The following is a 24,519-nucleotide window of genomic DNA, read 5'->3' as shown; positions in this document are numbered from 1 at the left end:
TTAAAGAACTCTTTTATATGCTTATCCGTGAATTTTGCGTTGTAGGTTCTGGACCATTTTATTGCACTTTACATGTTCCCTATCCCGTTCTTTCTCAACCTCGATACGGAGGTCTAAGTTTCTACTGTACTCACTGTAGCCAATCCCATGTGAAGACTGCATCGCCTTTTCCATTTCGCTTGTTACATTTAAATCCAGAGTATTGATAGTGAACCATCCTTTCAAATTTGTGTATCATTTTAATGCCTTCATTACCTCTATACCCTTCACTTTCATGATTAAACATAAAAAAACGGCCTGAATTAAATCAGGCCGCCATTCTTGAATTATTTATCCGCCGGTACAACTGCACCTTTGTATTCCTTAAGGATGAAATCTTGAATTTTTTTAGAATGCAACACTTCTACAAGCGCTTTGATTTCTTCTTTATTTTCATCGCCTTTGTTTACAGCGATGACATTCACATAAGGTGATTCGGAATCTTCAATCGCAATTGAATCTTTCAATGGGTCCAAGCCAGCGTCGATTGCATAGTTAGAGTTGATCAAAACAGCATCGCCTTCGCCGCTTTCATAGATTTTTGGAAGTAATGCCGCTTCATATTCAGCGTCGAATTTAAGGTTTTTCTTATTTTCAATGATGTCTTTCGTTGTAGCTGTCGTTTTATCGATGCCCTCTTTCAACTTGATGAGGCCATTCTTTTCCAACAGGGATAAAGCGCGTCCATGGTCAGCGACAGAGCTGCTCAAAATGATCGTTGCTCCATTAGGAAGTTTATCGATGCTTTTATATTTTTGAGAGTATAGTGCTATTGGCTCGATATGGATTCCCCCAGCATTGACGAAATCATATCCATTTTCTTTAATTTGCGACTCTAAGTAAGGAATGTGCTGAAAATAGTTAGCATCCAATTCCTTATCATTCAACGCCTTATTCGGTAAAACATAGTCCTGGAATGTTTCGATTTCCAAATCGATTCCTTTTTCTTTAAGAAGCGGCTTAGCTTCCTCAAGGATTTCAGCATGCGGAACATTGGATGCCCCTACAACTAATTTTTTCGATTCTTTTTCTGTATCACCGCCGCTTTTATCCTTTTCACTTCCACAAGCAGCCAAAGCGATAGATAACACTAAAATTAATGCAAATCCTAAAAACTTTTTCATCCTATTCATCTCCCTTTATCTTTTATCCAATTTAGATGTAATCACATCTCCAATAATTTGAATTATGAAGACGATAATTAGAATAACGATAGTCGCCACAAGCGTAACGTCATTTTGATTTCTTTGATAGCCTTCCAAATAGGCTAGATTACCAAGTCCGCCTGCGCCGATGACCCCGGCCATTGCGGTATATCCAACCAATGCAATCGATGTTACCGTAATCCCGGAAATAAGGGCAGGCATCGACTCTGGAAGAAGGACCTTCCAAATGATCGTGCTCGTTTTTGCCCCCATGGATTTAGCGGCTTCAATTACACCTTTATCGATTTCACGCAGGCCGATTTCAACCATACGCGCATAAAATGGGGCTGCACCGATAATAAGTGCCGGCAATGCAGCGTTCTCTCCGATCATGGAACCGACAAGTGCCTTAGTGAAAGGAATGAGCAGCACGATCAAAATAAGAAATGGAATCGAACGGAATATATTAACGATAGCACTCATGACCCCGTTAATTACCCGGTTTTCCCACATATTACCCTTCCCTGTCAGGAACAGGATCAATCCTAATATTATGCCTATAAAAAAGGTTGCCACTACAGAGACGCTTGTCATGTATAGCGTTTCTTTCGTTGCTTCAATAATGTCTTCCCAATCAATATTCGGCAATAATTCTTCAAGCATGAGTAATCACCTCCACGCCTACTTGCTGTGCTTTAATGAATTCGATTGCGCGGAGCATTTCATCCTCTGTGCCATCAAGATGGATAAACAATGTTCCATATGAACCGCTTCTTGTTTGGGATATCTTACCTTGAACGATATTGACATCCAACTCGAAGTTACGTACAAGCTTGGTGATCAACGGGCTTTCTGCATGATCACCTACAAAGGTCAATTGAATCACTTTGCCTGCAGGATAACGTTCGAGCAAATGGTCCATCGTTTCTTTCGTTTCTTCTGGTTCAGTTACCTGCTGCACGAAACGCTTTGTCATTTGTTCTTTAGGATTCTTGAAAACATCCAGGACAGGACCCTGTTCAACAACTTGCCCGTTTTCCATCACGGCGACGCGATGACAGATTTTACGTATTACATGCATTTCATGTGTTATCAAGACGATCGTCAATCCTAGGCGCTGATTGATGTCAACAAGCAATTCGAGTATGGAGTCGGTAGTCTGTGGATCCAAGGCAGATGTCGCTTCATCACACAGCAGCACTTTAGGGTCATTTGCCAGAGCCCTGGCTATTCCCACCCTTTGCTTTTGCCCTCCGCTTAATTGTGAAGGATAGGCCTTTTCCCTGCCTTCCAGTCCGACTAACTTGATCAACTCGTTCACACGCTTGGTTCGTTCAGTTTTAGAAACTCCTGCAATTTCCAATGGGAAAGAAATATTTTCCTGAACGGTCCTTGACCATAATAGATTGAAATGTTGGAAAATCATGCTGATTTCTTGACGGGCCTTACGGAGCTGAGCCCCTTTAATTTTTGAAATTTCCTTCTCAGCCACCACAACGGATCCCTCTGTAGGAGTTTCCAATCCATTGAGCATTCTGATCAAAGTACTTTTCCCCGCTCCACTGTAACCGATGATACCGAAAATCTCGCCTTTATTTATTTCAACATTCACATTATTTACAGCCTTGATCGTCTCACTGTTTCCTTTTCCTGTTCGGAACAGCTTACTGACTTTCGTCAATGTAATCATTAATCCTCACCTCTTTTATCCAATAAAACCTATGAACTTAGTTGATTTCTTTACATTATTAGTCTGTTTCTCATATCATGCACATGTTTTCCCCATTAAAACAGAAAAAACCTTTCTGCATGAGCAGAAAGGCAGGTGAAGAAACAGGCCTTTCTCTCATCTTCCAAAGTAATTAAACTTTGTGTGAATTGGCACCTTTCCAAGGAAATCTCCTTGTCGGTTGCCGGGTTTCATCGGGCACATCCCTCCACCTCTCTTGATAAGAGCTAATATATAGAATATTTGTACATCATTAAGTTCTTTAGTATGGAGAAATTTTATCATAGATAAAAAAGGAGCGCAATGTATATTATTTCTAGTTCAAGGATGAACAGGAACTTTGCTTAAAGCGTTTTGGAAGTCAAGGAGACGATATTCGTCGCTTTTTCAATTGCCTGCTCTAAATCTTCTATTAAGTCGTCTACATTTTCAATCCCAATTGATAAACGGACTTGATCGGCACTTACACCCGCTTTCGCAAGACCCGCCTCATTCAATTGTTGATGGGTCGTACTGGCTGGGTGGATGATCAAGCTCTTCGCATCCCCTACATTCGCCACATGGGACCATAATTCCACCGAATTGATAAGTTTTGCCCCAGCTTCGCGATTACCTTGTATTCCAAAAGTCACGACAGATCCAGCTCCCTTAGGCAAATATTTATCCGCAAGGGCCTTATCGGGATGATCCTCATCACCAGGATGCGAAACCCAAGTCACGGCAGGATGGTTTTTTAAATATTCAATGACAGACTTGGTGTTTGATAGATGCTCTTTCATCCTTACATGCAGCGTTTCAAGTCCAAGCGTAAACTGGAATGCACTTTGGGCACTTAGCGCAGGGCCTAAATCACGAAGTAACTGGACTCGGGCTTTCGTTATGAATGCGGCAGGTCCAACTGCCTCGGCGTATACCAGACCGTCGTAACTTGGGTCAGGCTCCGTGAAGCCAGGGTAGTTTGGCGAGTTCCAATCGAACTTCCCTCCATCCACGATGACACCGCCTAGTGTCGTTCCATTTCCCAGAAGCCATTTTGTAGCGGAATGGATGACGATGTCCGCGCCAAAATCAATTGGTCTGCAAAGATATGGTGTTGCAAAGGTATTATCAATGATTAAAGGTATGCCGGCTTCATGGGCGATTTTCGCCACCGCTTCAATATCAAGCACCCTCAAACTTGGATTACCGATCGTTTCGGCAAAAATGGCTTTAGTTCTTGGCGTAATCGCCCTTTTGAAATTTTCAGGATCATCGGGAGAAACGAACTTCACTTTGATTCCATATTTAGGAAGAGTATTTTCAAAAAGGTTATACGTACCGCCATATAATGTAGAGGCTGAAACAATCTCATCACCTGCAGCGGCAATGTTCAGGATTGAAAGTGAGATGGCAGCCATTCCGCTTGCTGTTGCCAATCCGCCGATGCCACCTTCCAATAAGGCCATTCTTTCCTCAAAAACGCTGACCGTGGGATTATGAAGCCGTGTATATATATAGCCATTCTCCTTTAGGCCAAATAAATTCGCTGCATGGTCGGTGTCTTTGAACAAGTATGCATTGCTTTGGTAGATAGGAACTGCACGGGCACCTGTTTCATCAGTTTGCAGACCGCCATGAACACTCAATGTTTCGAAACGCAACTTTTTCCCTGACATATGGTTTCACCTTTTTCTATGGATTTAGTTGGAATTATATGATATCTGGCCTTTTATAAACAAAAAAACCACTTCAACAAGAAGAGGTCTCAAGAACACACCTCATCTACCAGAGCCAACACTCTGCTGGAATTAGCACCGTATATAAAATTATACCGGTTGCCGGGCTTCGTCGGGCCAGTCCCTCCGCCACTCTTGATAAGAACTATTAAATTCTGCCATTACTTAATTCAAAATATATCATTTTAGAATAAATCAGTCAATTAATTGTTAGAATATTCTTTGTTTAATTCAAATGTCCGCAACAAAGAAACCAACCACGGCTCTGATTGGTTTCTTAGCTGATTTCCTTAAGCAATCCGTACAAATAAGGAACGGATTGAAAGGCATATATTTTTTTGTGCAGCTTTCCTTTTTTGAAAAGCAATAAACAGGGCACACTTTCGATTTCATATGATTCGGCAATTGCTTGGACATAGTTCATATTCATTTTGCCTGCCTTCAATTCCGGGAACAGCTCCAAGGATATCGTCAGCATCTTGGAGGCGACCTGACAAGTGCCGCATAAAGGCGTATATAAATATAAGCAAAAGGTTTCCCCATTTTCAACAGCAAGCTTACACTCTTCTTCTTTCCATTCCTGCATCAATTAGTCGTTCACCCTTTGACTTAAAAATTTCATTTTCACATTCATATTGGCAGATAGTAGCACAGTTGCGATATGATGTTCGGGTGAGCTTTCCACTTCTTTGTACATTTTATTAATATACAGGTGGTTCGCTTCCGGCATTTCCCTTCGGAACTGCTTCCGCAGCTTTTCTCCTGATTCATCTGCGTCAAAAAGGAGATAAACATCACGATCCATCAATTCATCCACTAATTCATCCAGCTTAGTTAATGATATGGTCCCATTTGTACATCTTATTTCCACATCTTCATTTAAAACGGAGGCAACTTTTCTTCTATCGGAACTGCCTTCTACAATGATCACTTTATCGAATTCGCCCCACTCCATGTCATCACTCCATCTCATGAATTATGTGCGCAACTGCCGCTGTATAAAATGAAAAAGAGAGCAGGCCTATTCAGTCCCCCCTCTCCTTCTTTTTAACCGTTGATTAAACTCTCATACTCTTCGGCGCTCATCAAGTTTTCAATATCATTGCTATTAGATGGTTCAAGCACGACCATCCATGCCTTTTCATAAGGAGACTCATTTACATATTCAGGGTTGTCACTTAAATCTTCGTTTACTTCAACAACCTTGCCACTGATAGGTGCATAAAGCTCAGAAACGGTCTTAACGGATTCAACACTTCCAAATGGTTCGTTCGCTTTCAATTCATCGCCGATTTCCGGAAGCTCAACGAATACGATGTCCCCAAGCTCGGACTGTGCGAAAGCTGTAATCCCAATGCGCACTGTTCCATCTTCCGTTTTGACCCATTCATGTTCTTTAGTGTAACGAAGTTCTTTTGGTGTTGTCGTCATTATTAACCCTCCATATGTACATCTTATTTATCTATTTCATTATAAGGTAGATAGTGTGTTTAAGTAAGGAATTAACCAAATATTTTGTGAAATTTCAGTTCCAAACCTGTTCGAATTGCTCTTCTTTGAAACCTACCGTCACTTTAGTGCCATCTGTAACAATCGGCCTTTTCAGAAGCATGCCATCCGTGGACAATATATCAAGCATCTCTGCTTCAGTAGCTTCTTTCAGCTTATCCTTTAAGCCCAGCTCCCGATATTTTTGACCGCTAGTATTGAAGAACTTCTTCAATTCCAAATTGCTGATTTTATATAGTTTTTCTATTTCTGTTCGCGAAGGCGGATTTTCAGCTATATGGATCGCTTCATATTGCAGTTCATGATTATCAAGCCACTTCTTCGCGTTACGGCATGTGCCGCATTTTGGGTACCAATATAATGTTAAGCCCATCATTTCACCACCTATCAATAGAATACCCGTTTTCAGCACGCAATACAACGAAATATCTTTTGAATTTCCGTTGCGATTTCATCAAAGGAAATAAAGGGAATGCCTTTACGGGCATTCCCTTTACAGATTCTGATTCATTGCTTATAGAGCATATTTTTCCGCTTCGATCACCTTTACGGAGGCTTCACGTTTTTTCGCAATGACATTGATCGGATTGTGTCTTGTCAGCTTGCGGAGCGACGAAAGCATGATTCGAAGAGTATCGCCTGTTTCCACCGCAATTAACGTTTCTTTTGCATGCTGTTCTATTTCATTGAAAGCTTCCTGAACGAAGATTTCAGTGTAAAGCACTTTTTGTTTGTTCTTCTCCAGGCCTGTAGCTGCAATAGCTTTTTCCGTACGCAATACCACGGATTCAGCTGCATAGGCAAGGGATACGATATCGGCAATGTTTGAGAGGATTTCTTGTTCTTGATCAAGAGTTTTGCCGTATTTCTGTGCCGCTAGGCCAGCTGCCAAAATACCGATTTTCTTAGCGTTCCTAACAAGCATCTTTTCTTGTGCCAGTGGCTCATCGCCAGGCTCTTCCGGCATCATCATCATTAATTCCTCTTGCAAGCCTTGGGCTTTTTGAAGAAGCGGCAATTCCCCTTTAAGTGCTTTCTTCAGAAAAGTTCCCGGGACAAGCAGTCGGTTGATTTCATTTGTACCTTCAAAGATCCGGTTAATACGGGAATCGCGATATGCTTTTTCAATTTCATACTCCTGCATGAAACCATAACCGCCATGAAGCTGTACGCCTTCGTCCGTAACATAATCCAATACTTCGGAAGCGAAGAATTTATTCAATGAACACTCAATGGCATATTCAGCAACTGCGGCCGCCATTGATTTCCCATCTTTCACTTGCTCATCCGTCAATTTGCTTTGTCTTTGATCATAAAGGCCAACGGTGCGATATACAGAGCTTTCTGCAGCATAAATTTTAGCGGCCATTGTTGCAAGTTTTTCTTTCGTCAAGTTAAAATCGGAAATTTTCGTTTTGAACTGTTGACGTTGATTCGTATAAGCAGCTGTAATCTCAAGGGCACGTTTAGATCCGCCGACCGCACCAACGCCTAATTTATAGCGGCCGATATTCAGGATATTGAAAGCGATGACATGCCCTTTTCCGGCTACACCCAAAAGGTTTTCGACTGGTACATGTACGTCTTCAAGTATTAATGTACGTGTTGATGAGCTTTTGATTCCCATTTTCTTTTCTTCAGCGCCAGTTGATACGCCTTTATAATCACGCTCAACAATGAAAGCCGAGAATTGTTCGCCGTCGATTTTGGCGTATACACAGAAGACATCTGCAAAACCTGCATTTGTAATCCATTGTTTTTCACCGTTTAAAATATAGTGTGTTCCTTCCGAATTCAATTTCGCCGTCGTTTTTGCTCCCAAGGCATCTGAACCTGAGCTTGGTTCCGTTAAGGCATACGCAGCAATCTTCTCACCTGTCGCCAGTAAAGGGAGGTATTTTTTCTTTTGTTCTTCATTCCCGAATAATACGATCGGCAAAGATCCGATACCTACATGTGCACCATGTGTAATTCCGAACCCGCCTGCAAGCGCCATTTTTTCCGTGATCAATGCCGAACTGATTTTATCAAGACCCAATCCGCTGTATTCCTCAGGAACATCAGCACCAAGTAAACCAATTTCTCCTGCATGCTTCAGTAATTTAACGGAACGGTCAAATTCATGGTTTTCTAAATGTTCAACCTGCGGCAGAATTTCATTCACTACGAAATCTTCCGCAGTCTTGGCGATCATTTTATGCTCATCAGAATAATCTTCCGGTGTAAACACTTGATCATACGTAATATCTTCCACTAAAAAGGCTCCGCCTTTAATGAGGTTACCTGTAGTTTGATTTGACATGTTATTTCCTCCTAAGTATTTAAGATGGTAAGCCCGCCGGAAGCATGAGATTCCGGTAGGCGTGGGATTACGCCAATAATTCAAATACTCCAGCAGCACCCATTCCGCCGCCGATGCACATTGTCACGACTCCGAACTGTTGGTTTCTGCGCTTCATTTCATGAAGCAGGCTTAATGTCAATTTTGCTCCCGAACATCCTAGTGGATGGCCTAAAGCGATTGCTCCGCCATTTACATTGACAATCTCTTCATTCAATCCGAGCTCACGAATGATTTGGATGGATTGGGAAGCAAAGGCTTCATTCAATTCAAATAGACCAATATCCGATAACTCAAGACCTGCCAGTTTCAAAGCCTTAGGAATGGCTGCAATCGGTCCGATGCCCATAATTTCAGGCGGTACTCCTGCTACAGCAAAGGAAAGGAACTTACCCATCGGTTTCATCCCTAATGAAGAGGCCTTTTCCCTATCCATGACCATGACAGCGGCTGCACCATCACTCGTTTGTGATGAATTCCCTGCTGTTACGGATCCTGTAACAGAGAATGCAGGTCTCAGTTTTTTCAACACTTCAGCAGTCGTACCTGGACGAACGCCCTCATCCTGTGTAAAAGCAAATGACTTTTCCTTTAATTTAAGATCTGGTCCCACTGAACGGAGGGTCACTTCAACCGGTACGATCTCATCGGAAAACTTTCCTTCTGCAATGGCCTTAGCAGCCTTTTGATGACTTCTAACAGAAAATGCATCTTGATCTTCACGGGAAATGCCGTATTTTTTTGCAACGGCTTCAGCAGTGTGACCCATGCCCATATAATACTCCGGTGCCGTTTCCGCAAGCCTCGCGTTCGGACGTGTTACATGGCCCATCATAGGCAAAAGGCTCATGGACTCCGCTCCGCCTGCAATGACTGTATCACTTTGGCCGAGCATGATTCTTTCCGCTCCATAAGCGATACTTTGCAACCCGCTTGAACAGTAACGATTAATCGTTATGGCCGGTACTGAATAAGGCAATCCTGCCAATGCCCCAATGTTACGCGCCATGTTCAATCCTTGCTCCGCTTCAGGCATTGCACAACCGATAATCAGGTCATCTATGGTGCCTTCATAATCCCCTGCCCGCTTTAACGTTTCCTTTACAACAAGAGCCCCTAAATCATCAGGACGTACACTAGCAAGAGAACCTTTTTTCGCTCTTCCTACCGGAGTCCTTGCTCCAGCTACTATTACCGCTTCTTTCATGAGGATCCCCCTTACTCATTTTTAAGCTATCGATCTATTAATCTTCGTTTTTTGCCATATCATCTATTCATCAATTACGGAGCGGTTTACCTTTAACAAGCATGTGCTGCATCCTTGCCTGGGATTTCGGAGTCGAAATCAGTTTTAGGAATGCCTGCTTTTCTAGGTTCAAGATATACTGTTCATCTACTTCCGTGCCAAATGGGAGTTTTCCTCCTGCCAGGACGTATGCAAGCTCTTTGGCTATGACAAGGTCATGATCTGATAAGAATCCTGAAAGGCGCATGGATTCCGCCCCTAATAGGAGTGTGGCATATCCAGTTTCACCTACGACAGGAATCTTTGTGCGGGCTGGAGCGGTATAACCTTGTTCATGCATGGAAAGTACCGCCTGTTTCGCATCATATAGCTGATGATCCGCATTCACGCTTATTCCATCAGCTATATTAAGGAAATTATTCTCTCTCGCTTCCTCGGCTGATGTCGAAACTTTTGCCATGGCGACCGCTTCAAATACTTGGTTGGCCACTTTCTGTAAGTCGAAGTCAACGCCCTTCGGCATATTCTTCAACGTCTTCACATAAAGTTCTTTAGTCCCGCCGCCGCCTGGGATCAACCCTACGCCAGCTTCCACTAATCCCATATATGTTTCAGTCGTTGCCTGGATGCGCGCTGCCGGAAGTGACACTTCTGCACCCCCGCCAAGTGTCATATTAAACGGGGCAACCACTACGGGAACTGCACTGTACTTAATTTTTAGCATCGCCTTTTGGAATTGGCTGATGACCATATCGAGTTCAAGAATATTGTCATCCTGCGCTTCCATCAGCATCATTGCAATATTGGCGCCTACACAGAAATTCTTTCCTTGGTTTCCGATGACCAGGCCTTTAAAATTCGCTTCCGCTTCGTCGACCGCCGCATTGATCATTTGTATGATATCCAGACCGATTGCATTATTCGGTGAAGTGAATTCAAGAAGAGCCACACCATCGCCAATATCCATCAGGCTTGCACCACTGTTTTTCTTGATTACGCCTTTTTGCTTCTTGATCGCTTTAAGATTGATCACTTTAGGATTTTCGACAAGTTCTTTATATTCACCATCATCATAATAGTGAACAATGCCATTTTCTTCTTTATAGAAAGAAGTGAAGCCTTTAGCGAGCATATCCTTCACCCATTGCGGAACGGCGATGCCTTCCGCTTCCATTCGGGCTACCGATTTTTCTATCCCTATCGCATCCCAGGTTTCAAAGGGACCTGTGGACCATCCGAAGCCCCATTTCATCGCTTGATCGATCGCCACAATGTCATCCGCGATGTCCCCAAGCAGCTGGGCAGAATACACAAGTGCCGGATTCAGAACATTCCAAAGTAATTGGCCGGCACGGTCTTCGCTATAAACAAGCGATTTCATTTTATTTTCCAAGCCCTTGGCCTGCTTAGCCATTTCGATGGAAGAGGTTTTTAATCGTTTTCGTGCAGCATATTCAAGGGTTTCGGGATTCAGTTCAAGGATTTCCTTGCCTTTTTTCAAGAAAAAACCTTGGCCTGACTTGCTTCCAAGCCACCCATTTTTAAGCATTTCATTCATGAAATCAGGTATTTTGAAAACCTCTTTTTCTTCTCCATCAACCTGGTCATATACGTTTCTGGCAACATGTGCAAAGGTATCCAATCCAACTACATCAAGTGTCCGGAAAGTAGCGCTAGTAGCCCTCCCAATCAACGGACCTGTAACCGAATCGACCTCACCAACACTGTATCCGCCTTTTTGCATTTCACGCAAAGTGACCAATAATCCATAAGTTCCAATGCGGTTTGCGATGAAGTTAGGGGTATCCTTGGCTTCGACGACACCTTTTCCCAGTACATCTTCGCCGAATCGTTTCATGAATCCGAGCACTTCTGGTGAAGTTGCTTTAGTAGGGATGATCTCCAACAATTTAAGATAACGCGGCGGATTGAAGAAGTGGGTTCCCAGGAAGTGCTTTTGAAAATCCTCCGAACGGCCTTCTGCCATCGCTTCGATTGAAATTCCGGATGTATTCGATGAAACGATGCTTCCCGGTTTACGATGCTGATCAACCTGGGCAAACACACTTTGCTTAACCTCAAGCTTCTCAACGACCACTTCGATGATCCAATCGACATCCTTTAAACGACTTATATCATCTTCCAGGTTTCCCGCCTCGATCAACGCAATGTTCCCCTTAACCGAAAGCGGAGCTGGTTTCTGTTTTAAAAGTTTCGTAATCGCAGTTTGGCTGATGCGGTTACGTACTTGTTTATTATCTAATGTCAGTCCCTTTTTCTTTTCATCCTCAGTGAGGTCACGAGGTACAATATCCAATAGTAAAGTCGGAATGCCGATGTTAGCAAGGTGTGCAGCAATCCCTGATCCCATAACTCCTGACCCTAGAACAGCAGCCTTTCGTATTTGTCGAACCAAGTTTATATCCCCCTTACGCATTTTATTGAATGAATGCTCATTCATTTTTAATTCAAAAAAATTTGAATATTTTTTCTTATTACTAATATAGAATATATTTGGAAATTCCGCAATGATTAAACAGGAAAAAAATATTTTTTTCTCCGGGTTCTTTAGGTTATTTCTCCTCCATTCAGCTAAAAATAACCAGGCAGGAGGTGACTTATATAATGAAGCGTAAAGATAATCCTTCTAAAGCAGCCGTGAGCGCAGCAAGCGTTAAAGGCAATGCCGGACCTGGCGCCGAACGTCAACATGGAATCAATAAAGTGAACAGCCAGAACAATCAGTTCAAAAGATAATCCTTCTTAATTTGAGCAGCCGTCTCTTTTCCGGGGCGGCTCTCGCATCTATTTCTTGAATAGGCCTTTTAAAACGAAAGCAATATTGGCCGGTCTCTCCGCAAGGCGGCGCATGAAATATCCATACCAATCCGTCCCATATGGAACATACACCCTTACCTTATATCCTTCTTTAGCAAGTTCAAGCTGCTTTTCAGTGCGGATGCCATATAACATTTGAAATTCAAAACGATCCAGGGGAATTCCCTGATCTTTGACCAAGTCCCTCGTATAATCAATGATTTTATCATCATGTGTGGCAACGGCTGTGTAATGGCCATTTTGCATATGCTTCTTGATGATTTTCTTGAAATTCTCATCCACATCTTTTTTCTCGGGAAAGGCCACTTCCCTCGGTTCTTTATAAGCTCCTTTAACCAGTCTTAGATTCGGCTGGTATGCATCCAATTCCTCGATATCCTTCTCAGTCCGATACAGATATGCTTGGATGACAGTCCCCAATTCATTATATTCAGACTTAAGGTTTTTGAATACATCCAAAGTCGGCTGACAGCGCGGAAAATCTTCCATATCAAGCGTCACGAAAACACGATGGGCTTTAGCTTCATCTAATATCCTCCGCATGTTATTCATTACTACTCGTTCGGATACATCCAGGCCCATCGAGGTCAGCTTCAGTGATAACTGTGAATCCAGTTCATTTGTGCCGATCATGCGGATCGCTTCGATGCACTCATCTGCCATCTTCCTTGCTTCTTGTTCATCCTCAATGAATTCACCTAAATAATCGATGGTGACAGCAAGCCCTTTCCGGTTAAGATCTGCAATCACTTCACATGCCATATCCAAGGATTCCCCTGCCACGAAACGAGATGCCCCAAACCGCAGCCCGTATTTTTTCGCTGCCTTTGTCATGCCTTTATTCTTGGATAAAAAAAGGAATAGATTTTTCAAAATTCTTTCCATCTGCATTTCCCTCCAAATCATTTTGGAAAATAGATGCACAAGATTACTTTACCATTTAATTCATTTTTCAGATATTTAGAATCAAGAATAAAAAAAATCATGAAGGGAAAATTAAGCTCGTTTAAAGAACACGTAAGGAGGTAGAATGATGGAACAGCAAAATTCGTTTAATAGCCAACAGCAATCCACCGGCTTTATGAAACAGCCGCCGGAAATGGTTTCGGTGAAAGATAGCCTATACTTAACCGATATGCTTGCCTGGAATCTTAATGCGGTTAAAAAAGCACATTTTTTTGCCACACAGTGCAAGGACCCGCAAATCATTGATGCGTTAAATCGGTGCGGACTCATGCATCAGCGCCATTACGATACCATTTTGAAACATTTGAACCCGGACCAAAACCAGGTTCAACAACAATACCAGTAAAGGAGTGTTCCTGATGCCCAATGAAAACAAAGTCCAAAATCCTGAATCTCCCGTGGCAAAGACACCGCAAATGAATGACAGGGATTTTATAAATGATATGCTCACAACTGAAAAGTACTTTTGCAACTCCCTTTCCGTTGCCCTGCATGAGATGAGTAACCAATCATTATTCCAAGACATTTTCTCCGTTTCCAAAGAAAACCAGGAAATGCAGCGAGAACTCTATAACATTATGTTCGAAAAAGGCTGGTATAGTTTAGAAAAGGCGCAAGCAACAAGCTTAAACCAATCGTATCAACAATTTTCCGGTTATAAAAATCAATTTCCATCTGGAATGAACATTCAATAAGCGAACATTGAGGGGGGTGAATTCTGCTCCTTTTGTTTTTGTGCTACAAGTAAAGCCGGCCCATGGGGGGCCGGCTTTATTTTTAGATATCCGTTGAAAACATATACTTCTTATAGTGATACCGAATGCTGAATATTAAGCCCATGGCCATCATGTTCCCCATTAGCGAGCTTCCTCCATAACTGATGAATGGAAGCGGAATCCCCGTAATCGGCAAAAGCCCTACCGTCATGCCGATATTTTGAAAGACGTGGAACGTCAACATGCTTATAACACCAACACAGATATATGTATAGAAGTTATTTTTCGTGTCCATTCCCGTTTTTGTAATATGATAAATCAGAAGGAAAAACAAGGAAATAATGATGCTTGATCCGATGAAGCCGAATTCTTCACCGATGATGCTGAAAATGAAATCCGAATGGCTCTCAGGCAAATACACTTCCCTCGAACCGATTCCCTTACCTGTGGTCTGGCCGGAGCCGATGGCCAGTAATGATCTGGTTAAGTGATACCCTTCGGAGCTGGCATAATTATATGGATCCAGCCAAGAATAGATACGGCCGAATTGATACGATTTTACCCCTAGATATTTTTCCAGGATCTCCGGCTTCCAAAGTACAAAATACAGGACCGTTGAAGCGACGACAATTCCTCCCGAAACGATCGGCAGCAGGATCTTCCATGTTACCCCTGAAATGAAAATCATTCCGAGCATGATGGACAGGATGACAAGCGCGGTACCCAAATCCGGCTGTTGCATGATTAACATTAAGGGGGCACCGGTCACAAGACCGATTTTAATAAGCAGCCAGATATCCGTTTGGATCGTTTTCAGCGTGTTTTTGAGATGGTGGTTCGATATGACATTGGCTAGAGCCAAAATCAGGAAAACCTTCATGAATTCCGATGGCTGAATCGAACCGACACCCGGAATTTTGAACCAGCTTCTTGCACCATTTATATTAGGTACGATACTATCTGGCATAATGATCAGCAAAAATAGCAAAAACAATCCGAATCCATAGGCGTACCAAGAAATTTTTTTCAGTTGGTCCGAATCCAGTGTGATGAACCCTAATACGATTCCAACCCCCACTATATACCAAAAAATTTGTTTAATTAAGAAGTTTTCAGCGTACTGTCCAGTCGTTTGGGCACTATAGATTGCTAAGCAACTTCCAACGCATAATAACAGCAATATTGTGACCAAAGAAAAATCTATTCGAGATGAAAATTTATTTTGTTCTTCCATACTTAACTCTCCCTTAAAAAGGCTCCTGCGATACATCTATAAATACACTTATTCATTATACTTTAAACAAATAAAATCACAACTATATCGAAGAATTGTTTAAAGGCTTCTTGGAGTTATTTCCATGAAGCCCGTAGGGGACAGGGGGAACTATGCATGTGATTCCTTTGATTTTCTTCGTTTCAGCAATCTGCTGATCAATCCATGGCTTGGGGAAAAGAAAAAGGCCAATCCGAATAATATGGCGGCCGATCCCACCATGCAACCTGAGATCGAGGCATCCAAAATGGTGGCTGAAAAGTAGCCGATGACGGAACTTAGCACCCCGACCCCGATACTGATCCATATCATACGGCTTAAACGGTCTGACAGCAGATAAGCCGTCGCCGCGGGTATGATGAGCATTCCAACTACTAAAATGGAACCTACGCTATCAAAAGAAGCTACAGTTGTCAGTGAAATGAGGCTCATCAATAAGTAATGAAAGAACAGTACAGGAATTCCCATTGCAGCCGCAAGTAATGGATCAAATGACACGAGTTTAAACTGTTTGAAGAAAAGGAAGATCAGTATGAGGTTCAGGATAAAGCAACTGCCGACAATCCAAACAGCTTTTGGTCCAGCTTCGATTCCCGCGATTGTCATCGTGTTCCAGGGAGTATAGGCTATTTCGCCATAAAGGACATGTTCCAGGTCAAAATCTATTTGTTGCGTATACAAGCTCACGAGTACGATCCCCGTTGCAAAAAGGGAAGTGAATACAATCCCGATCGCTGCGTCAGATTGAACGCCCGACGATTGGAAAAGCTGGATCAAGAATACGGTGAGCAAGCCGAGCGCAGCTGCCCCTATCAGCATCGGAACAGAGTCACGAGTCCCGGTTATTAAAAATGCCAATACGATTCCAGGCAAAATGGAATGACTGATGGCATCCCCAATCAACGTCATTTTCCTGACTATCAAAAAACATCCCAATACACTGCAAGCACCCGCCACCAATGCCCCGACTAAAATAATCCAAAAATCATTCATGATGAGTGGCTCCCTTTCCTTCTATTCTGTTCGAGAGAATATTTCTTTTTCGTCGATCCCCTTCTCCATATAGATGAAAGCACTCCTCGTTTAGGTGCAAAAAGCAAGGAAAAGAAAAACCATACTGTCGCGGATAAGACAATTAACGGTCCTGTTGGCAAATCATTGACCGATGTACTGATCAACGTTCCAGACACCCCGCTCAACATTCCGAATATGCCAGACAGGATGACCATGATATGAAGCCGCTCAGTCCAATACCTCGCAGAAACCGCAGGCGTGATCAGTAAAGATGCCATCAATACGACACCTACAGCCTGGATACCGATCACCACAGCTGCCACGATCAGCATCATGATGAAATAATCCAGAAAAACAACCGGCAATCCCATCCCCTTAGCAAACCCAGGGTCGAAAGACAGTAATTTGAATTCTTTAAAAAATACGGTACAAGTGAAAATGAGAATAAAGGAAACAGTCATCATCATATATACATCGGACATGACCATTGACGCCGTCTGCCCGAATAAAAAGGTATCCAATCCACTTTGGTTTCCATACTCACTCTGCTGAATCTGTGTAAGCATGATAATTCCGAAGCCAAAGAAGGAAGATAAGACAATTCCCAAGGCCGCATCCTGCTTGATCTTACTGTATCTCGTAAGCACACTGATCAAGAAGACAGCAACTAAGCCAGCCAGGGCCGCACCTATTAGAAAATAAGAAGTGGATTTCACTCCAGTTAAAATGAAGGCGACACAGATACCGGGTAACGCTGCATGTGCGAGCGTATCGCCAAGCAAAGACTGCTTTCTGAGGTAGGCAAAACTGCCGATGACCCCGCTGCTTAATCCGAGGAACATCGTGCCAAGCAATATCCAGCTTGTATTTGGATCAGTAATAATATCCAGCATGTTCATCATGTACACCTCATTTTAATAAAAGGCCGGATTTCGTGTCTGATAGTATCGCTAAACGGCCTCCATATGTTGCCTGTAAGTGTTCTGGAATGAATACTTCCTCCGTCGGACCTATTTTCATCACCTTTTTATTCAATAACATCGTCCAGTCGAAATATTCCTTCACGGTCGATAGATCATGGTGCACAACTAGAACGGTTTTGCCTTTTTCCTTCAATTCCATCAGCAATTGTATGATTGCTTTCTCAGTTGCGGCATCCACCCCTACGAACGGTTCATCCATAAAATAAATATCCGCTTCCTGTGCCAATGCACGGGCCAGGAATATCCGTTGCTGCTGTCCACCTGATAGCTGGCTGATCTGGCGGTTAGCATATTCAGACATCCCTACCTTTTCCAGGCACTCCATCCCCTTCTGCCTTTCGGACTTACCTGGTCGCTTCAACCATCCGAGATGACCATATCTGCCCATCATCACGACATCGAGTGCGTTGGTCGGAAAATCCCAATCCACTGACTCCCGTTGTGGTACATAGCCGATACTCTTCCTCATCGATTTATAAGTAGAACCCCTTATTGTTATTTGCCCTGATATTTTGGGGATCAATTCGAGTATCCCCTTTATCAATGTCGACTTCCCTGCTCCATTGGGGCCAATGATCCCGATTAAATTCCCTTCCGGCACCTCAAATGAGACATCTTCGATAACAGGCTTCTTGTGATAAGCAATCGTTAAACTCTCGACCTTCAAAGCTGCTAGATTCATAGTTTCTCCCCCTTATTTCAAAGCACGGACGATTGTATCGGTATTATGACGGACCATTCCGATATACGTTCCTTCTTCCGTCCCTTTTTCACCCATGGCATCCGAGAACAATTCACCGCCGATTTCCACGTTGTGACCCTGCTTACCTGCGCCTTGAATGACAGCCTCGATGGCCTTCCTTGGTACGCTTGACTCAATGAAAATCGCTTTAATTTTGTTCTTCACAAGATAGTTCCGCATATCCGTCACATCTTTTGATCCATATTCCGATAATGTATTGATCCCTTGGAGCCCTCTTACGTCCAGGCCGTATGACTGACCGTAGTATCCAAAAGCATCATGTGCTGTAACGAGCACCCGCTGATCTTTTGGTATTTTATTAATTTCGTATTGAACATATTTATCAAGTTCCTCCAATTGCAGAGCGTACTCTTCATAATTTTCGCGAAACTCTGCTTCATGGTCCGGATCATTGGCAATCAATTCTTTCTCCACTGCCTCCGCCGCAACGATCCAAAGCTTTACATCAAACCATACGTGGGGATCATGTTCCGATGCACTCACTTTGCGAAGTTGGTTCTCCTTGAAGGCCTCCGTTACGGCAATCGTCGGTTTATCCTTGCTCATCATTTCAAATATACCCGTCATTTTCCCTTCAAGATGCACACCGTTATAAAAAATCATATCAGCCGAATCCAGTGTCTTAACATCACCCTGTGTCGCTTTATATAGATGGGGGTCGACTCCCGGACCCATTAAACTTGTGACCTCGACATGTTTACCGCCGATATTCTCAACCAAATCTCCAATCATTCCCGTTGTTGCAACGATATTCAGCTTACCATTGCCTTTATCACTTTCAACCGTATCATTGCCACACCCCGTTAAAATCAGCAATGCAGCAATCACGCTCCAAATGGATTTCAGAAAGCCCATCCATACTCCCTCCCTTTTTCCTCTTTCTAAAATAGTTTGCCATGCGCAAAAATAAGTGTAAAAATTTTTACATTGTCGTAAATGCTAAAAAGTTTCCTCTATACAACTTATTTCATACTATACACAAATATACAAAAAAAGTGCAACTATTTTTTCAAACATTTCAAAAAGGACAATGAATTTCGCACACGTAAAAAACTGTCAGGAAGCTCCACTGGGGAGCTTCCTGACAGTCGGTCATGCCGTACATGAAACGAACTCTGAAGTTATATTTATATTGTGGGGTTCTAATGGTGAATATAAACTATGGGGGCTATTTCGAACATTGTGAAATTCACGGGTAATAGCGCTGATTTTACGAGTAAAGTGCCAAAATTCACGAGTAAACGCGGGATTTTACGCATTCCATGTGCATTGCCACTCATTTTTTCAAGGAAATTGCCAAGTACGCAAATCCCAATTCAATTCCGCAAAGCACAAAAAGGGTGATTAGGGTTTGAAACATCATGGTCTCCTCCTCCTCTAAGACTTAAAACAATCTTAAAGGATGAAACCCATACCAGAACAAGACCTTATTTGAAGAAATCTTCAGCAGCCCCACACTGTTCTCTTGCCCTGAAATGGGTTTCATACTGTACAATATAAAAAAAGAAAAAACGGTGATACCATGACAAATATTAAAGAAATAGCTCAATGTGCCGGTGTATCTGTCTCAACAGTGTCCCGTGTATTGAATGATCATCCATATGTAAGCCCAGATAAAAGAAAGAGCGTCTTGGAGGCCATCGATCGTTTGAATTATACGAGAAACATAAATGCCATTCATCTTTCAAAAGGTAAAACCAATCTTATCGGCATCATCATCCCCTTCAACAATCACCCATATTACGGGGCAATCGTTAACGGAATCACTAAACAGGCTAATGCAATTGGCTGTCATATCGTCATCTTTCAAACAAATTATGACAGAGAGAAGGAAATCGAGGCTTTTAATATGCTGCAAATGAAGCAGCTCGATGGCATTATCGTTTGTTCAAGGATTTCGGAAATGAAAATCCTTTTGGAATATCAAAAATACGGACCGATCATTTTATGTGAAGATACGGCCCAGGCTGAATTCTCATCCATCAGCATTGATCATTATGCAGCTTTCTCCTGTGCCCTTGAGTACGTGATTGCTAAAGGATATAAGAAAATCGGATACAGCCTCGGCCGTAAAAAGAGCAGAAATAGTTCCCATCGTACAAAGGCCTTTACCGATATCATGAGTAAACATCAACTGATAAACAATAAGGAATGGCTGTTTGAAGGCAGTTATCACATCAAAGACGGTGAACAATTGTTTCAGGAATGGAATTCGATGATGGATAAACCTGAAGCCATCATCATCACGAATGATGACACGGCGGCTGGCTTCATTCTTACCGCTAAGAAATCAGGTATAAGGGTCCCGGAGGATGTGGCCATTCTCGGTTTCAATAATGATAGCCTGGGTGAAATGCTCGACATCACGACCATTTCCCTGCCGTTGGAATGGATTGGGAAAATGGCGGTGGACCTATTTGAGAATCCTGAGCTGGTCAAACATGTAAAACTGGACTACGCCCTTATAAAAAGAAGGACCGTTTAATGATCTCCATGCTTTATTTTGGTATATCGCCATTTGAATTCTTCCTTGCCGCCATCATTCATTAACTAGGAAAAAATAACCACATAAAATAATCATTGCGATATTCATGAGATTATTTTATAATTTTGATATAGTAAAGTTTACTCAATTACTAGCAATCTATTAGCGATTGCATGAATTTCATGAGAACTATCGTCTGACGTCACTTACAAGCTGGCGCAACGATTTTAGAAAATTGAATACTTCCTCATTTACCGATGAGTTAGAGGCTGCAGCTTATAAAAGTAAAACGGACGAGATTCTGGAAAATTCAAGACTCCGTTTGAAAGGATAAATTGCCGAAGTAAGGGTATATTCCATGTATATTCTTGCTGGCGGTGTTACCGAACAGGAACACCACTGTCACGCTTTTTCAAAAAAGCGTGGGGAGCTATCTTCGGAAGGATAAACGGGTTTATTATAAACAGCCGTCGATCTTTTTCGACTGCTGTTTTTTATTTTTCGTTCCCTTCCAATAAAAAGGAGTGTAACATCAATTGTCAAATTCACAATCAGCATCAAGCCCTACTGAACTGAAAAGGAGCCTGAAAGCGCGTCATTTAATGATGATTTCATTAGGTGGAACGATTGGAACAGGTTTATTTTTAGCAAGTGGCGGTGCCATTCATTCAGCCGGTCCCGGCGGTGCCTTGGTGGCATACGCAGTCATCGGCATCATGGTTTATTACTTAATGACAAGTCTTGCAGAAATGGCAGCGTTCATGCCAGTGGCCGGTTCATTCCGTGTCTATGCATCCAAATTCGTCGATCCGTCTTTCGGTTTTGCGATTGGTTGGAACTACTGGTATAACTGGGCAATCACCATTGCCGCTGAATTGGCAGCCGTTGTCTTAATTATGAAGTTCTGGTTCCCGGATAGCCCTTCAATTATCTGGAGTGCCATTGCATTAATCACTATGTTTCTTATCAATTATATGTCAGTAAAAGGTTTCGGGGAGGCAGAATTCTGGTTTGCCATGATCAAAGTCGTGACAGTCGTCATTTTCTTGATCACGGGTGTCCTGATCATTCTCGGGATCATGGGTGGGAAAGACCCAATTGGATTTTCAAATTTCACAATGGGTGAAGGTCCCTTTATCGGTGGGTTCTTTACGATCCTGGGCGTATTTATGGCTGCCGGCTTTTCATTCCAAGGAACGGAATTGCTTGGAGTGACTGCTGGTGAAAGTGAGGATCCAGAAAAAAATATCCCAAAAGCGATCAGATCCGTTTTCTGGCGCATCATCTTATTCTATATCCTTGCCATTTTTGTAATTGGCATGATCATTCCGTTTACCGATTCACGATTATTGAGTGAAGATGTTGCCGTAAGTCCATTCACGCTTGTATTCGAACGGGCAGGCCTTGCATTTGCTGCATCCATCATGAACGCGATCATTCTATCATCCGTACTCTCTGCCGGTAACTCTGGCATGTACGCTTCAACCCGTATGCTATGGGACTTGGCACGTGATGGGAAAGCACCGAAATTCCTAGGCAAGTTAGATAAAAGAGGAGTACCCGTGAATGCACTTATCGTGACTTCTTTAGTAGGCTGCGTTGCATTCTTAGCTTCATTTTTCGGTGACGGCGTCGTTTATATCTGGTTATTGAACGCTTCAGGCATGGCAGGATTCGTCACCTGGGTCGGGATCGCGATTGCCCATTATCGGTTCCGCAAAGCTTACGCAGCTCAAGGCCTTGATATGAATGCTTTACCATTCCGGGCAAAAGGCTTCCCATTCGGGCCTATATTCGCACTTGTCCTTTGCCTTATCATTATCATCGGACAAGGCTATCAAGCTTTCAGCAGCAATGGGATCGACTGGAATTCAATGTTTGTTTCCTACATTGGCTTAGTTTTATTTTTCGCCCTATGGCTCGGCTATAAAATCAAGCATAAAACGAAAATCATTCCCCTGAAGGAATGTGACCTTAAATCAAAATAATGCGCAAAGGACCTGTTCTATGGAGAACAGGTCCTTTTTTCATTTCAAATGATAAACACGGCATTCATATGGACGCAGAGGTTTGCTGGAGATTCCTTCTTCTTCCTGATCATAATTGCCTATCAGCCTTGTGGCTGAATATGCATGCAGTTCTTCAGGCAAAGTATAGGAGGCCTCCTCTTCTTTAAAGTTACATAGCACCAGCAGCTTTTCTTCTTCAAACGATCTCGTGTAGGCAAATATTCGTTCATCATCCGGCCATAGCAGTTCAAAACGGCCATAAACGACGATTTCATGTTTCTTTCGTAATTGGATAAGTTTTTTATAAAAATGAAAAATGGAATTCGGATCATTATAGGCTTTTTCTGCATTAATCTCTGGAAAATTGGGATTAACCTTAATCCAAGGCGTCCCTTTCGTGAATCCTGCGTTCCGGGAGTCATTCCACTGAATCGGTGTCCTCGCATTATCCCTGCTTCGGGCGTGGATGGCTAACATCATCCTCTCTTTTGACCAGCCATGCGAATCGACGAGTTCTTCATATGAATTCAATGTTTCGATATCCCGGTAATCATCGATGCCCTCAAATGCAACATTGGTCATGCCCAGCTCTTCCCCTTGATATATATAGGGTGTCCCTTGAAGCATATGAAGGCAAGCTGCAAGCATCTTTGCGCTTTCAATCCGATACTTTCCATCATCACCAAACCTTGAGACAATCCGGGGCTGATCATGGTTGTTCCAGTATAAACTGTTCCAGCCATCCCCCTCCAAACCAGTCTGCCACTTGGAGAGAATTCGCTTTAAATCGGTAAGCTTCCACTTGTCATTACTCCATTTCCCTGCCGGCCCGCTCCCCAAATCCATATGTTCGAATTGAAAGACCATATGTAGCTCACCACGATCTTTACCTGTGAACAATTGCGCCTCCTCCGGTGTGACGCCTGGCATCTCCCCAACCGTGATCACGTCATGTCCAGAAAGTGCCCGTTGATTGATTTCCTGCAAAAACTCATGTATGCGCGGGCCGTTCAAGAAAAAGGGGCTTCCATCGCCATACTGTTTCCCATGATGAACGGATCCATCTGAATAGCTTTGATCTTTTGAAAGGAAATTGATGACATCCATCCGAAAGCCATCGACACCCTTATCCAGCCACCAAGTCATGATGCTATAGATCTCTTCACGGAGCTTAGGATTCTCCCAGTTTAAATCCGGTTGTTTCCTGCTGAATAAATGTAAATAATATTCATCGGTCCCTTCATCATATCCCCATGCTGAACCTTTAAAAATGGACTCCCAATTATTCGGTTCTTTTCCATTCTTTCCAGGTTTCCAAATATAATAATCTCGCTTCGGATTATCTTTTGAGGATCGGGATTCCTTGAACCACGGATGTTCATCAGAAGAATGGTTGATCACCAGGTCCATCATGATCTTCATTCCACGTTCATGAACCGCCTTCAACAACCTATCGAAATCAGCCATGGTCCCGAATTCAGTCATGATCGATTTATAATCACTGATATCGTACCCATTGTCATCATTGGGAGATTGATAAACAGGGGATAGCCATATCACGTTCACGCCCAGCTCTTGTAAATAATCGAGTTTCATCAAAATCCCGTTTATATCCCCTATCCCATCTCCATCACTATCCATAAAACTCCTTGGATACACTTGATACACAACTGCCTCTTTCCACCATGCTTTGTCCATGTCTTTCCCCCTCTTTGGCCGCATTGATATGATCATTACACCAATACCCC

General features: G+C 42.7%; 24 protein-coding genes and 3 riboswitches. Of the genes, 5 read left to right on the top strand and 19 right to left on the bottom strand.

Annotated elements, in window-relative coordinates; translation table 11 throughout:
- Positions 1–21: 21 nt before the first annotated feature.
- From ACFRAK_RS29810 to ACFRAK_RS01820, 12 genes are all read right to left on the bottom strand, one after another.
- The gene (locus ACFRAK_RS29810; protein ID WP_483878278.1) at positions 22–162 is read right to left on the bottom strand and encodes a YuzK family famiily protein; all 141 of its coding nucleotides are present in this window, start codon (positions 160–162) and stop codon (positions 22–24) included.
- Between the two features lie 164 nt (positions 163–326).
- Positions 327–1,163 carry a MetQ/NlpA family ABC transporter substrate-binding protein gene (locus ACFRAK_RS01870; RefSeq protein ID WP_387604042.1) on the bottom strand — a complete coding sequence of 279 codons (837 nt, stop codon included), beginning with the start codon at positions 1,161–1,163 and terminating at the stop codon, positions 327–329.
- 15 nt (positions 1,164–1,178) lie between these two features.
- On the bottom strand, positions 1,179–1,847 hold the full coding sequence (locus ACFRAK_RS01865) for a methionine ABC transporter permease (RefSeq protein ID WP_377394084.1): 669 nt from the start codon (positions 1,845–1,847) through the stop codon (positions 1,179–1,181).
- Positions 1,840–2,874 (bottom strand): methionine ABC transporter ATP-binding protein, encoded by a 1,035-nt coding sequence (locus ACFRAK_RS01860; RefSeq protein ID WP_377394086.1) that lies wholly within the window; start codon positions 2,872–2,874, stop codon positions 1,840–1,842. Before ACFRAK_RS01860 ends, ACFRAK_RS01865 begins: the two co-directional genes overlap by 8 nt.
- Before the next feature lie 153 nt (positions 2,875–3,027).
- Positions 3,028–3,140, bottom strand: a riboswitch (SAM riboswitch).
- Positions 3,141–3,257: 117 nt separating this feature from the next.
- Complete coding sequence (locus ACFRAK_RS01855) at positions 3,258–4,568, bottom strand: O-acetylhomoserine aminocarboxypropyltransferase/cysteine synthase family protein (RefSeq protein ID WP_387604044.1); 1,311 nt, start codon at positions 4,566–4,568, stop codon at positions 3,258–3,260.
- Between the two features lie 99 nt (positions 4,569–4,667).
- Positions 4,668–4,773: riboswitch (SAM riboswitch) on the bottom strand.
- A 132-nt stretch (positions 4,774–4,905) separates the two neighbouring features.
- On the bottom strand, positions 4,906–5,214 hold the full coding sequence (locus ACFRAK_RS01850; protein ID WP_342615886.1) for a thioredoxin family protein: 309 nt from the start codon (positions 5,212–5,214) through the stop codon (positions 4,906–4,908).
- Between the two features lie 3 nt (positions 5,215–5,217).
- The gene (locus ACFRAK_RS01845; RefSeq protein ID WP_048688210.1) at positions 5,218–5,583 is read right to left on the bottom strand and encodes a toprim domain-containing protein; all 366 of its coding nucleotides are present in this window, start codon (positions 5,581–5,583) and stop codon (positions 5,218–5,220) included.
- 92 nt (positions 5,584–5,675) lie between these two features.
- Entirely contained in the window at positions 5,676–6,059 is a 384-nt protein-coding gene (gcvH, locus tag ACFRAK_RS01840; RefSeq protein WP_057278066.1) for a glycine cleavage system protein GcvH, read from the bottom strand.
- A gap of 94 nt (positions 6,060–6,153) precedes the next feature.
- Entirely contained in the window at positions 6,154–6,510 is a 357-nt protein-coding gene (locus ACFRAK_RS01835) for an arsenate reductase family protein (RefSeq protein ID WP_387604046.1), read from the bottom strand.
- Between the two features lie 141 nt (positions 6,511–6,651).
- The gene (locus ACFRAK_RS01830) at positions 6,652–8,439 is read right to left on the bottom strand and encodes an acyl-CoA dehydrogenase family protein (protein WP_387604048.1); all 1,788 of its coding nucleotides are present in this window, start codon (positions 8,437–8,439) and stop codon (positions 6,652–6,654) included.
- Positions 8,440–8,506: 67 nt separating this feature from the next.
- Positions 8,507–9,685 (bottom strand): acetyl-CoA C-acetyltransferase, encoded by a 1,179-nt coding sequence (locus ACFRAK_RS01825; RefSeq protein ID WP_387604050.1) that lies wholly within the window; start codon positions 9,683–9,685, stop codon positions 8,507–8,509.
- Positions 9,686–9,755: 70 nt separating this feature from the next.
- Positions 9,756–12,161: a 3-hydroxyacyl-CoA dehydrogenase/enoyl-CoA hydratase family protein gene (locus ACFRAK_RS01820; RefSeq protein ID WP_387705447.1), complete on the bottom strand. Its 2,406-nt coding sequence runs from the start codon at positions 12,159–12,161 to the stop codon at positions 9,756–9,758.
- Between the two features lie 185 nt (positions 12,162–12,346).
- Here ACFRAK_RS01820 and ACFRAK_RS01815 point away from each other — a divergent pair, with 185 nt between their 5' ends.
- A complete protein-coding gene (locus ACFRAK_RS01815; protein ID WP_072273724.1) occupies positions 12,347–12,481 on the top strand; it encodes a YuzL family protein in 135 nt (44 codons plus the stop codon).
- A 48-nt stretch (positions 12,482–12,529) separates the two neighbouring features.
- On the opposite strand, the gene ACFRAK_RS01810 is transcribed toward ACFRAK_RS01815, so the two are convergent.
- A complete protein-coding gene (locus ACFRAK_RS01810; RefSeq protein WP_387604054.1) occupies positions 12,530–13,447 on the bottom strand; it encodes a proline dehydrogenase family protein in 918 nt (305 codons plus the stop codon).
- Positions 13,448–13,595: 148 nt separating this feature from the next.
- Here ACFRAK_RS01810 and ACFRAK_RS01805 point away from each other — a divergent pair, with 148 nt between their 5' ends.
- Together ACFRAK_RS01805 and ACFRAK_RS01800 are read left to right on the top strand one after the other, a co-directional pair.
- Positions 13,596–13,874 carry a hypothetical protein gene (locus ACFRAK_RS01805; protein ID WP_192206987.1) on the top strand — a complete coding sequence of 93 codons (279 nt, stop codon included), beginning with the start codon at positions 13,596–13,598 and terminating at the stop codon, positions 13,872–13,874.
- 13 nt (positions 13,875–13,887) lie between these two features.
- Positions 13,888–14,223, top strand: coding sequence for a spore coat protein (locus ACFRAK_RS01800; protein ID WP_387604056.1), 336 nt, complete (start codon positions 13,888–13,890; stop codon positions 14,221–14,223).
- Positions 14,224–14,305: 82 nt separating this feature from the next.
- Here the strand turns inward: ACFRAK_RS01800 and rodA are convergent, their stop codons facing one another.
- The 5 genes from rodA to ACFRAK_RS01775 all read right to left on the bottom strand — a co-directional run bounded on the left by rodA (position 14,306) and on the right by ACFRAK_RS01775 (position 19,132).
- Positions 14,306–15,478 carry a rod shape-determining protein RodA gene (gene rodA / locus ACFRAK_RS01795; protein WP_260285742.1) on the bottom strand — a complete coding sequence of 391 codons (1,173 nt, stop codon included), beginning with the start codon at positions 15,476–15,478 and terminating at the stop codon, positions 14,306–14,308.
- 150 nt (positions 15,479–15,628) lie between these two features.
- Positions 15,629–16,510: a metal ABC transporter permease gene (locus ACFRAK_RS01790; protein ID WP_387604059.1), complete on the bottom strand. Its 882-nt coding sequence runs from the start codon at positions 16,508–16,510 to the stop codon at positions 15,629–15,631.
- Entirely contained in the window at positions 16,507–17,433 is a 927-nt protein-coding gene (locus tag ACFRAK_RS01785; protein ID WP_387604061.1) for a metal ABC transporter permease, read from the bottom strand. Before ACFRAK_RS01785 ends, ACFRAK_RS01790 begins: the two co-directional genes overlap by 4 nt.
- A gap of 7 nt (positions 17,434–17,440) precedes the next feature.
- Positions 17,441–18,196: a metal ABC transporter ATP-binding protein gene (locus ACFRAK_RS01780; RefSeq protein WP_387604063.1), complete on the bottom strand. Its 756-nt coding sequence runs from the start codon at positions 18,194–18,196 to the stop codon at positions 17,441–17,443.
- A 12-nt stretch (positions 18,197–18,208) separates the two neighbouring features.
- Positions 18,209–19,132 (bottom strand): metal ABC transporter solute-binding protein, Zn/Mn family, encoded by a 924-nt coding sequence (locus ACFRAK_RS01775; RefSeq protein ID WP_387604065.1) that lies wholly within the window; start codon positions 19,130–19,132, stop codon positions 18,209–18,211.
- 667 nt (positions 19,133–19,799) lie between these two features.
- On the opposite strand from ACFRAK_RS01775, the gene ACFRAK_RS01770 reads away from it, so the two are divergent.
- Positions 19,800–20,762, top strand: coding sequence for a LacI family DNA-binding transcriptional regulator (locus ACFRAK_RS01770; protein ID WP_387604067.1), 963 nt, complete (start codon positions 19,800–19,802; stop codon positions 20,760–20,762).
- Positions 20,763–21,017: 255 nt separating this feature from the next.
- Positions 21,018–21,203: riboswitch (Lysine riboswitch) on the top strand.
- Positions 21,204–21,298: 95 nt separating this feature from the next.
- Positions 21,299–22,750: an amino acid permease gene (locus ACFRAK_RS01765; RefSeq protein WP_394571205.1), complete on the top strand. Its 1,452-nt coding sequence runs from the start codon at positions 21,299–21,301 to the stop codon at positions 22,748–22,750.
- Positions 22,751–22,789: 39 nt separating this feature from the next.
- On the opposite strand, the gene ACFRAK_RS01760 is transcribed toward ACFRAK_RS01765, so the two are convergent.
- On the bottom strand, positions 22,790–24,469 hold the full coding sequence (locus ACFRAK_RS01760) for a glycoside hydrolase family 13 protein (protein WP_387604071.1): 1,680 nt from the start codon (positions 24,467–24,469) through the stop codon (positions 22,790–22,792).
- Positions 24,470–24,519 lie beyond the last annotated feature (50 nt).

This window comes from Peribacillus sp. NPDC056705, assembly GCF_043656335.1.
The sequence above is the reverse complement of the archived record's forward strand: the minus strand, read 5'-3'. Positions and strand labels throughout refer to the sequence as shown.

Bases quoted from the DNA above. Each gene is read 5' to 3' on its own strand.
- ACFRAK_RS29810 (WP_483878278.1), bottom strand. From the start codon at position 162: ATGCAGTCTTCACATGGGATTGGCTACAGTGAGTACAGTAGAAACTTA.
- ACFRAK_RS01870 (WP_387604042.1), bottom strand. From the start codon at position 1,163: ATGAAAAAGTTTTTAGGATTTGCATTAATTTTAGTGTTATCTATCGCT.
- ACFRAK_RS01865 (WP_377394084.1), bottom strand. From the start codon at position 1,847: ATGCTTGAAGAATTATTGCCGAATATTGATTGGGAAGACATTATTGAA.
- ACFRAK_RS01860 (WP_377394086.1), bottom strand. From the start codon at position 2,874: ATGATTACATTGACGAAAGTCAGTAAGCTGTTCCGAACAGGAAAAGGA.
- ACFRAK_RS01855 (WP_387604044.1), bottom strand. From the start codon at position 4,568: ATGTCAGGGAAAAAGTTGCGTTTCGAAACATTGAGTGTTCATGGCGGT.
- ACFRAK_RS01850 (WP_342615886.1), bottom strand. From the start codon at position 5,214: ATGCAGGAATGGAAAGAAGAAGAGTGTAAGCTTGCTGTTGAAAATGGG.
- ACFRAK_RS01845 (WP_048688210.1), bottom strand. From the start codon at position 5,583: ATGGAGTGGGGCGAATTCGATAAAGTGATCATTGTAGAAGGCAGTTCC.
- gcvH (WP_057278066.1), bottom strand. From the start codon at position 6,059: ATGACGACAACACCAAAAGAACTTCGTTACACTAAAGAACATGAATGG.
- ACFRAK_RS01835 (WP_387604046.1), bottom strand. From the start codon at position 6,510: ATGGGCTTAACATTATATTGGTACCCAAAATGCGGCACATGCCGTAAC.
- ACFRAK_RS01830 (WP_387604048.1), bottom strand. From the start codon at position 8,439: ATGTCAAATCAAACTACAGGTAACCTCATTAAAGGCGGAGCCTTTTTA.
- ACFRAK_RS01825 (WP_387604050.1), bottom strand. From the start codon at position 9,685: ATGAAAGAAGCGGTAATAGTAGCTGGAGCAAGGACTCCGGTAGGAAGA.
- ACFRAK_RS01820 (WP_387705447.1), bottom strand. From the start codon at position 12,161: ATGCGTAAGGGGGATATAAACTTGGTTCGACAAATACGAAAGGCTGCT.
- ACFRAK_RS01810 (WP_387604054.1), bottom strand. From the start codon at position 13,447: ATGGAAAGAATTTTGAAAAATCTATTCCTTTTTTTATCCAAGAATAAA.
- ACFRAK_RS01805 (WP_192206987.1), top strand. From the start codon at position 13,596: ATGGAACAGCAAAATTCGTTTAATAGCCAACAGCAATCCACCGGCTTT.
- ACFRAK_RS01800 (WP_387604056.1), top strand. From the start codon at position 13,888: ATGCCCAATGAAAACAAAGTCCAAAATCCTGAATCTCCCGTGGCAAAG.
- rodA (WP_260285742.1), bottom strand. From the start codon at position 15,478: ATGGAAGAACAAAATAAATTTTCATCTCGAATAGATTTTTCTTTGGTC.
- ACFRAK_RS01790 (WP_387604059.1), bottom strand. From the start codon at position 16,510: ATGAATGATTTTTGGATTATTTTAGTCGGGGCATTGGTGGCGGGTGCT.
- ACFRAK_RS01785 (WP_387604061.1), bottom strand. From the start codon at position 17,433: ATGATGAACATGCTGGATATTATTACTGATCCAAATACAAGCTGGATA.
- ACFRAK_RS01780 (WP_387604063.1), bottom strand. From the start codon at position 18,196: ATGAATCTAGCAGCTTTGAAGGTCGAGAGTTTAACGATTGCTTATCAC.
- ACFRAK_RS01775 (WP_387604065.1), bottom strand. From the start codon at position 19,132: ATGGGCTTTCTGAAATCCATTTGGAGCGTGATTGCTGCATTGCTGATT.
- ACFRAK_RS01770 (WP_387604067.1), top strand. From the start codon at position 19,800: ATGACAAATATTAAAGAAATAGCTCAATGTGCCGGTGTATCTGTCTCA.
- ACFRAK_RS01760 (WP_387604071.1), bottom strand. From the start codon at position 24,469: ATGGACAAAGCATGGTGGAAAGAGGCAGTTGTGTATCAAGTGTATCCA.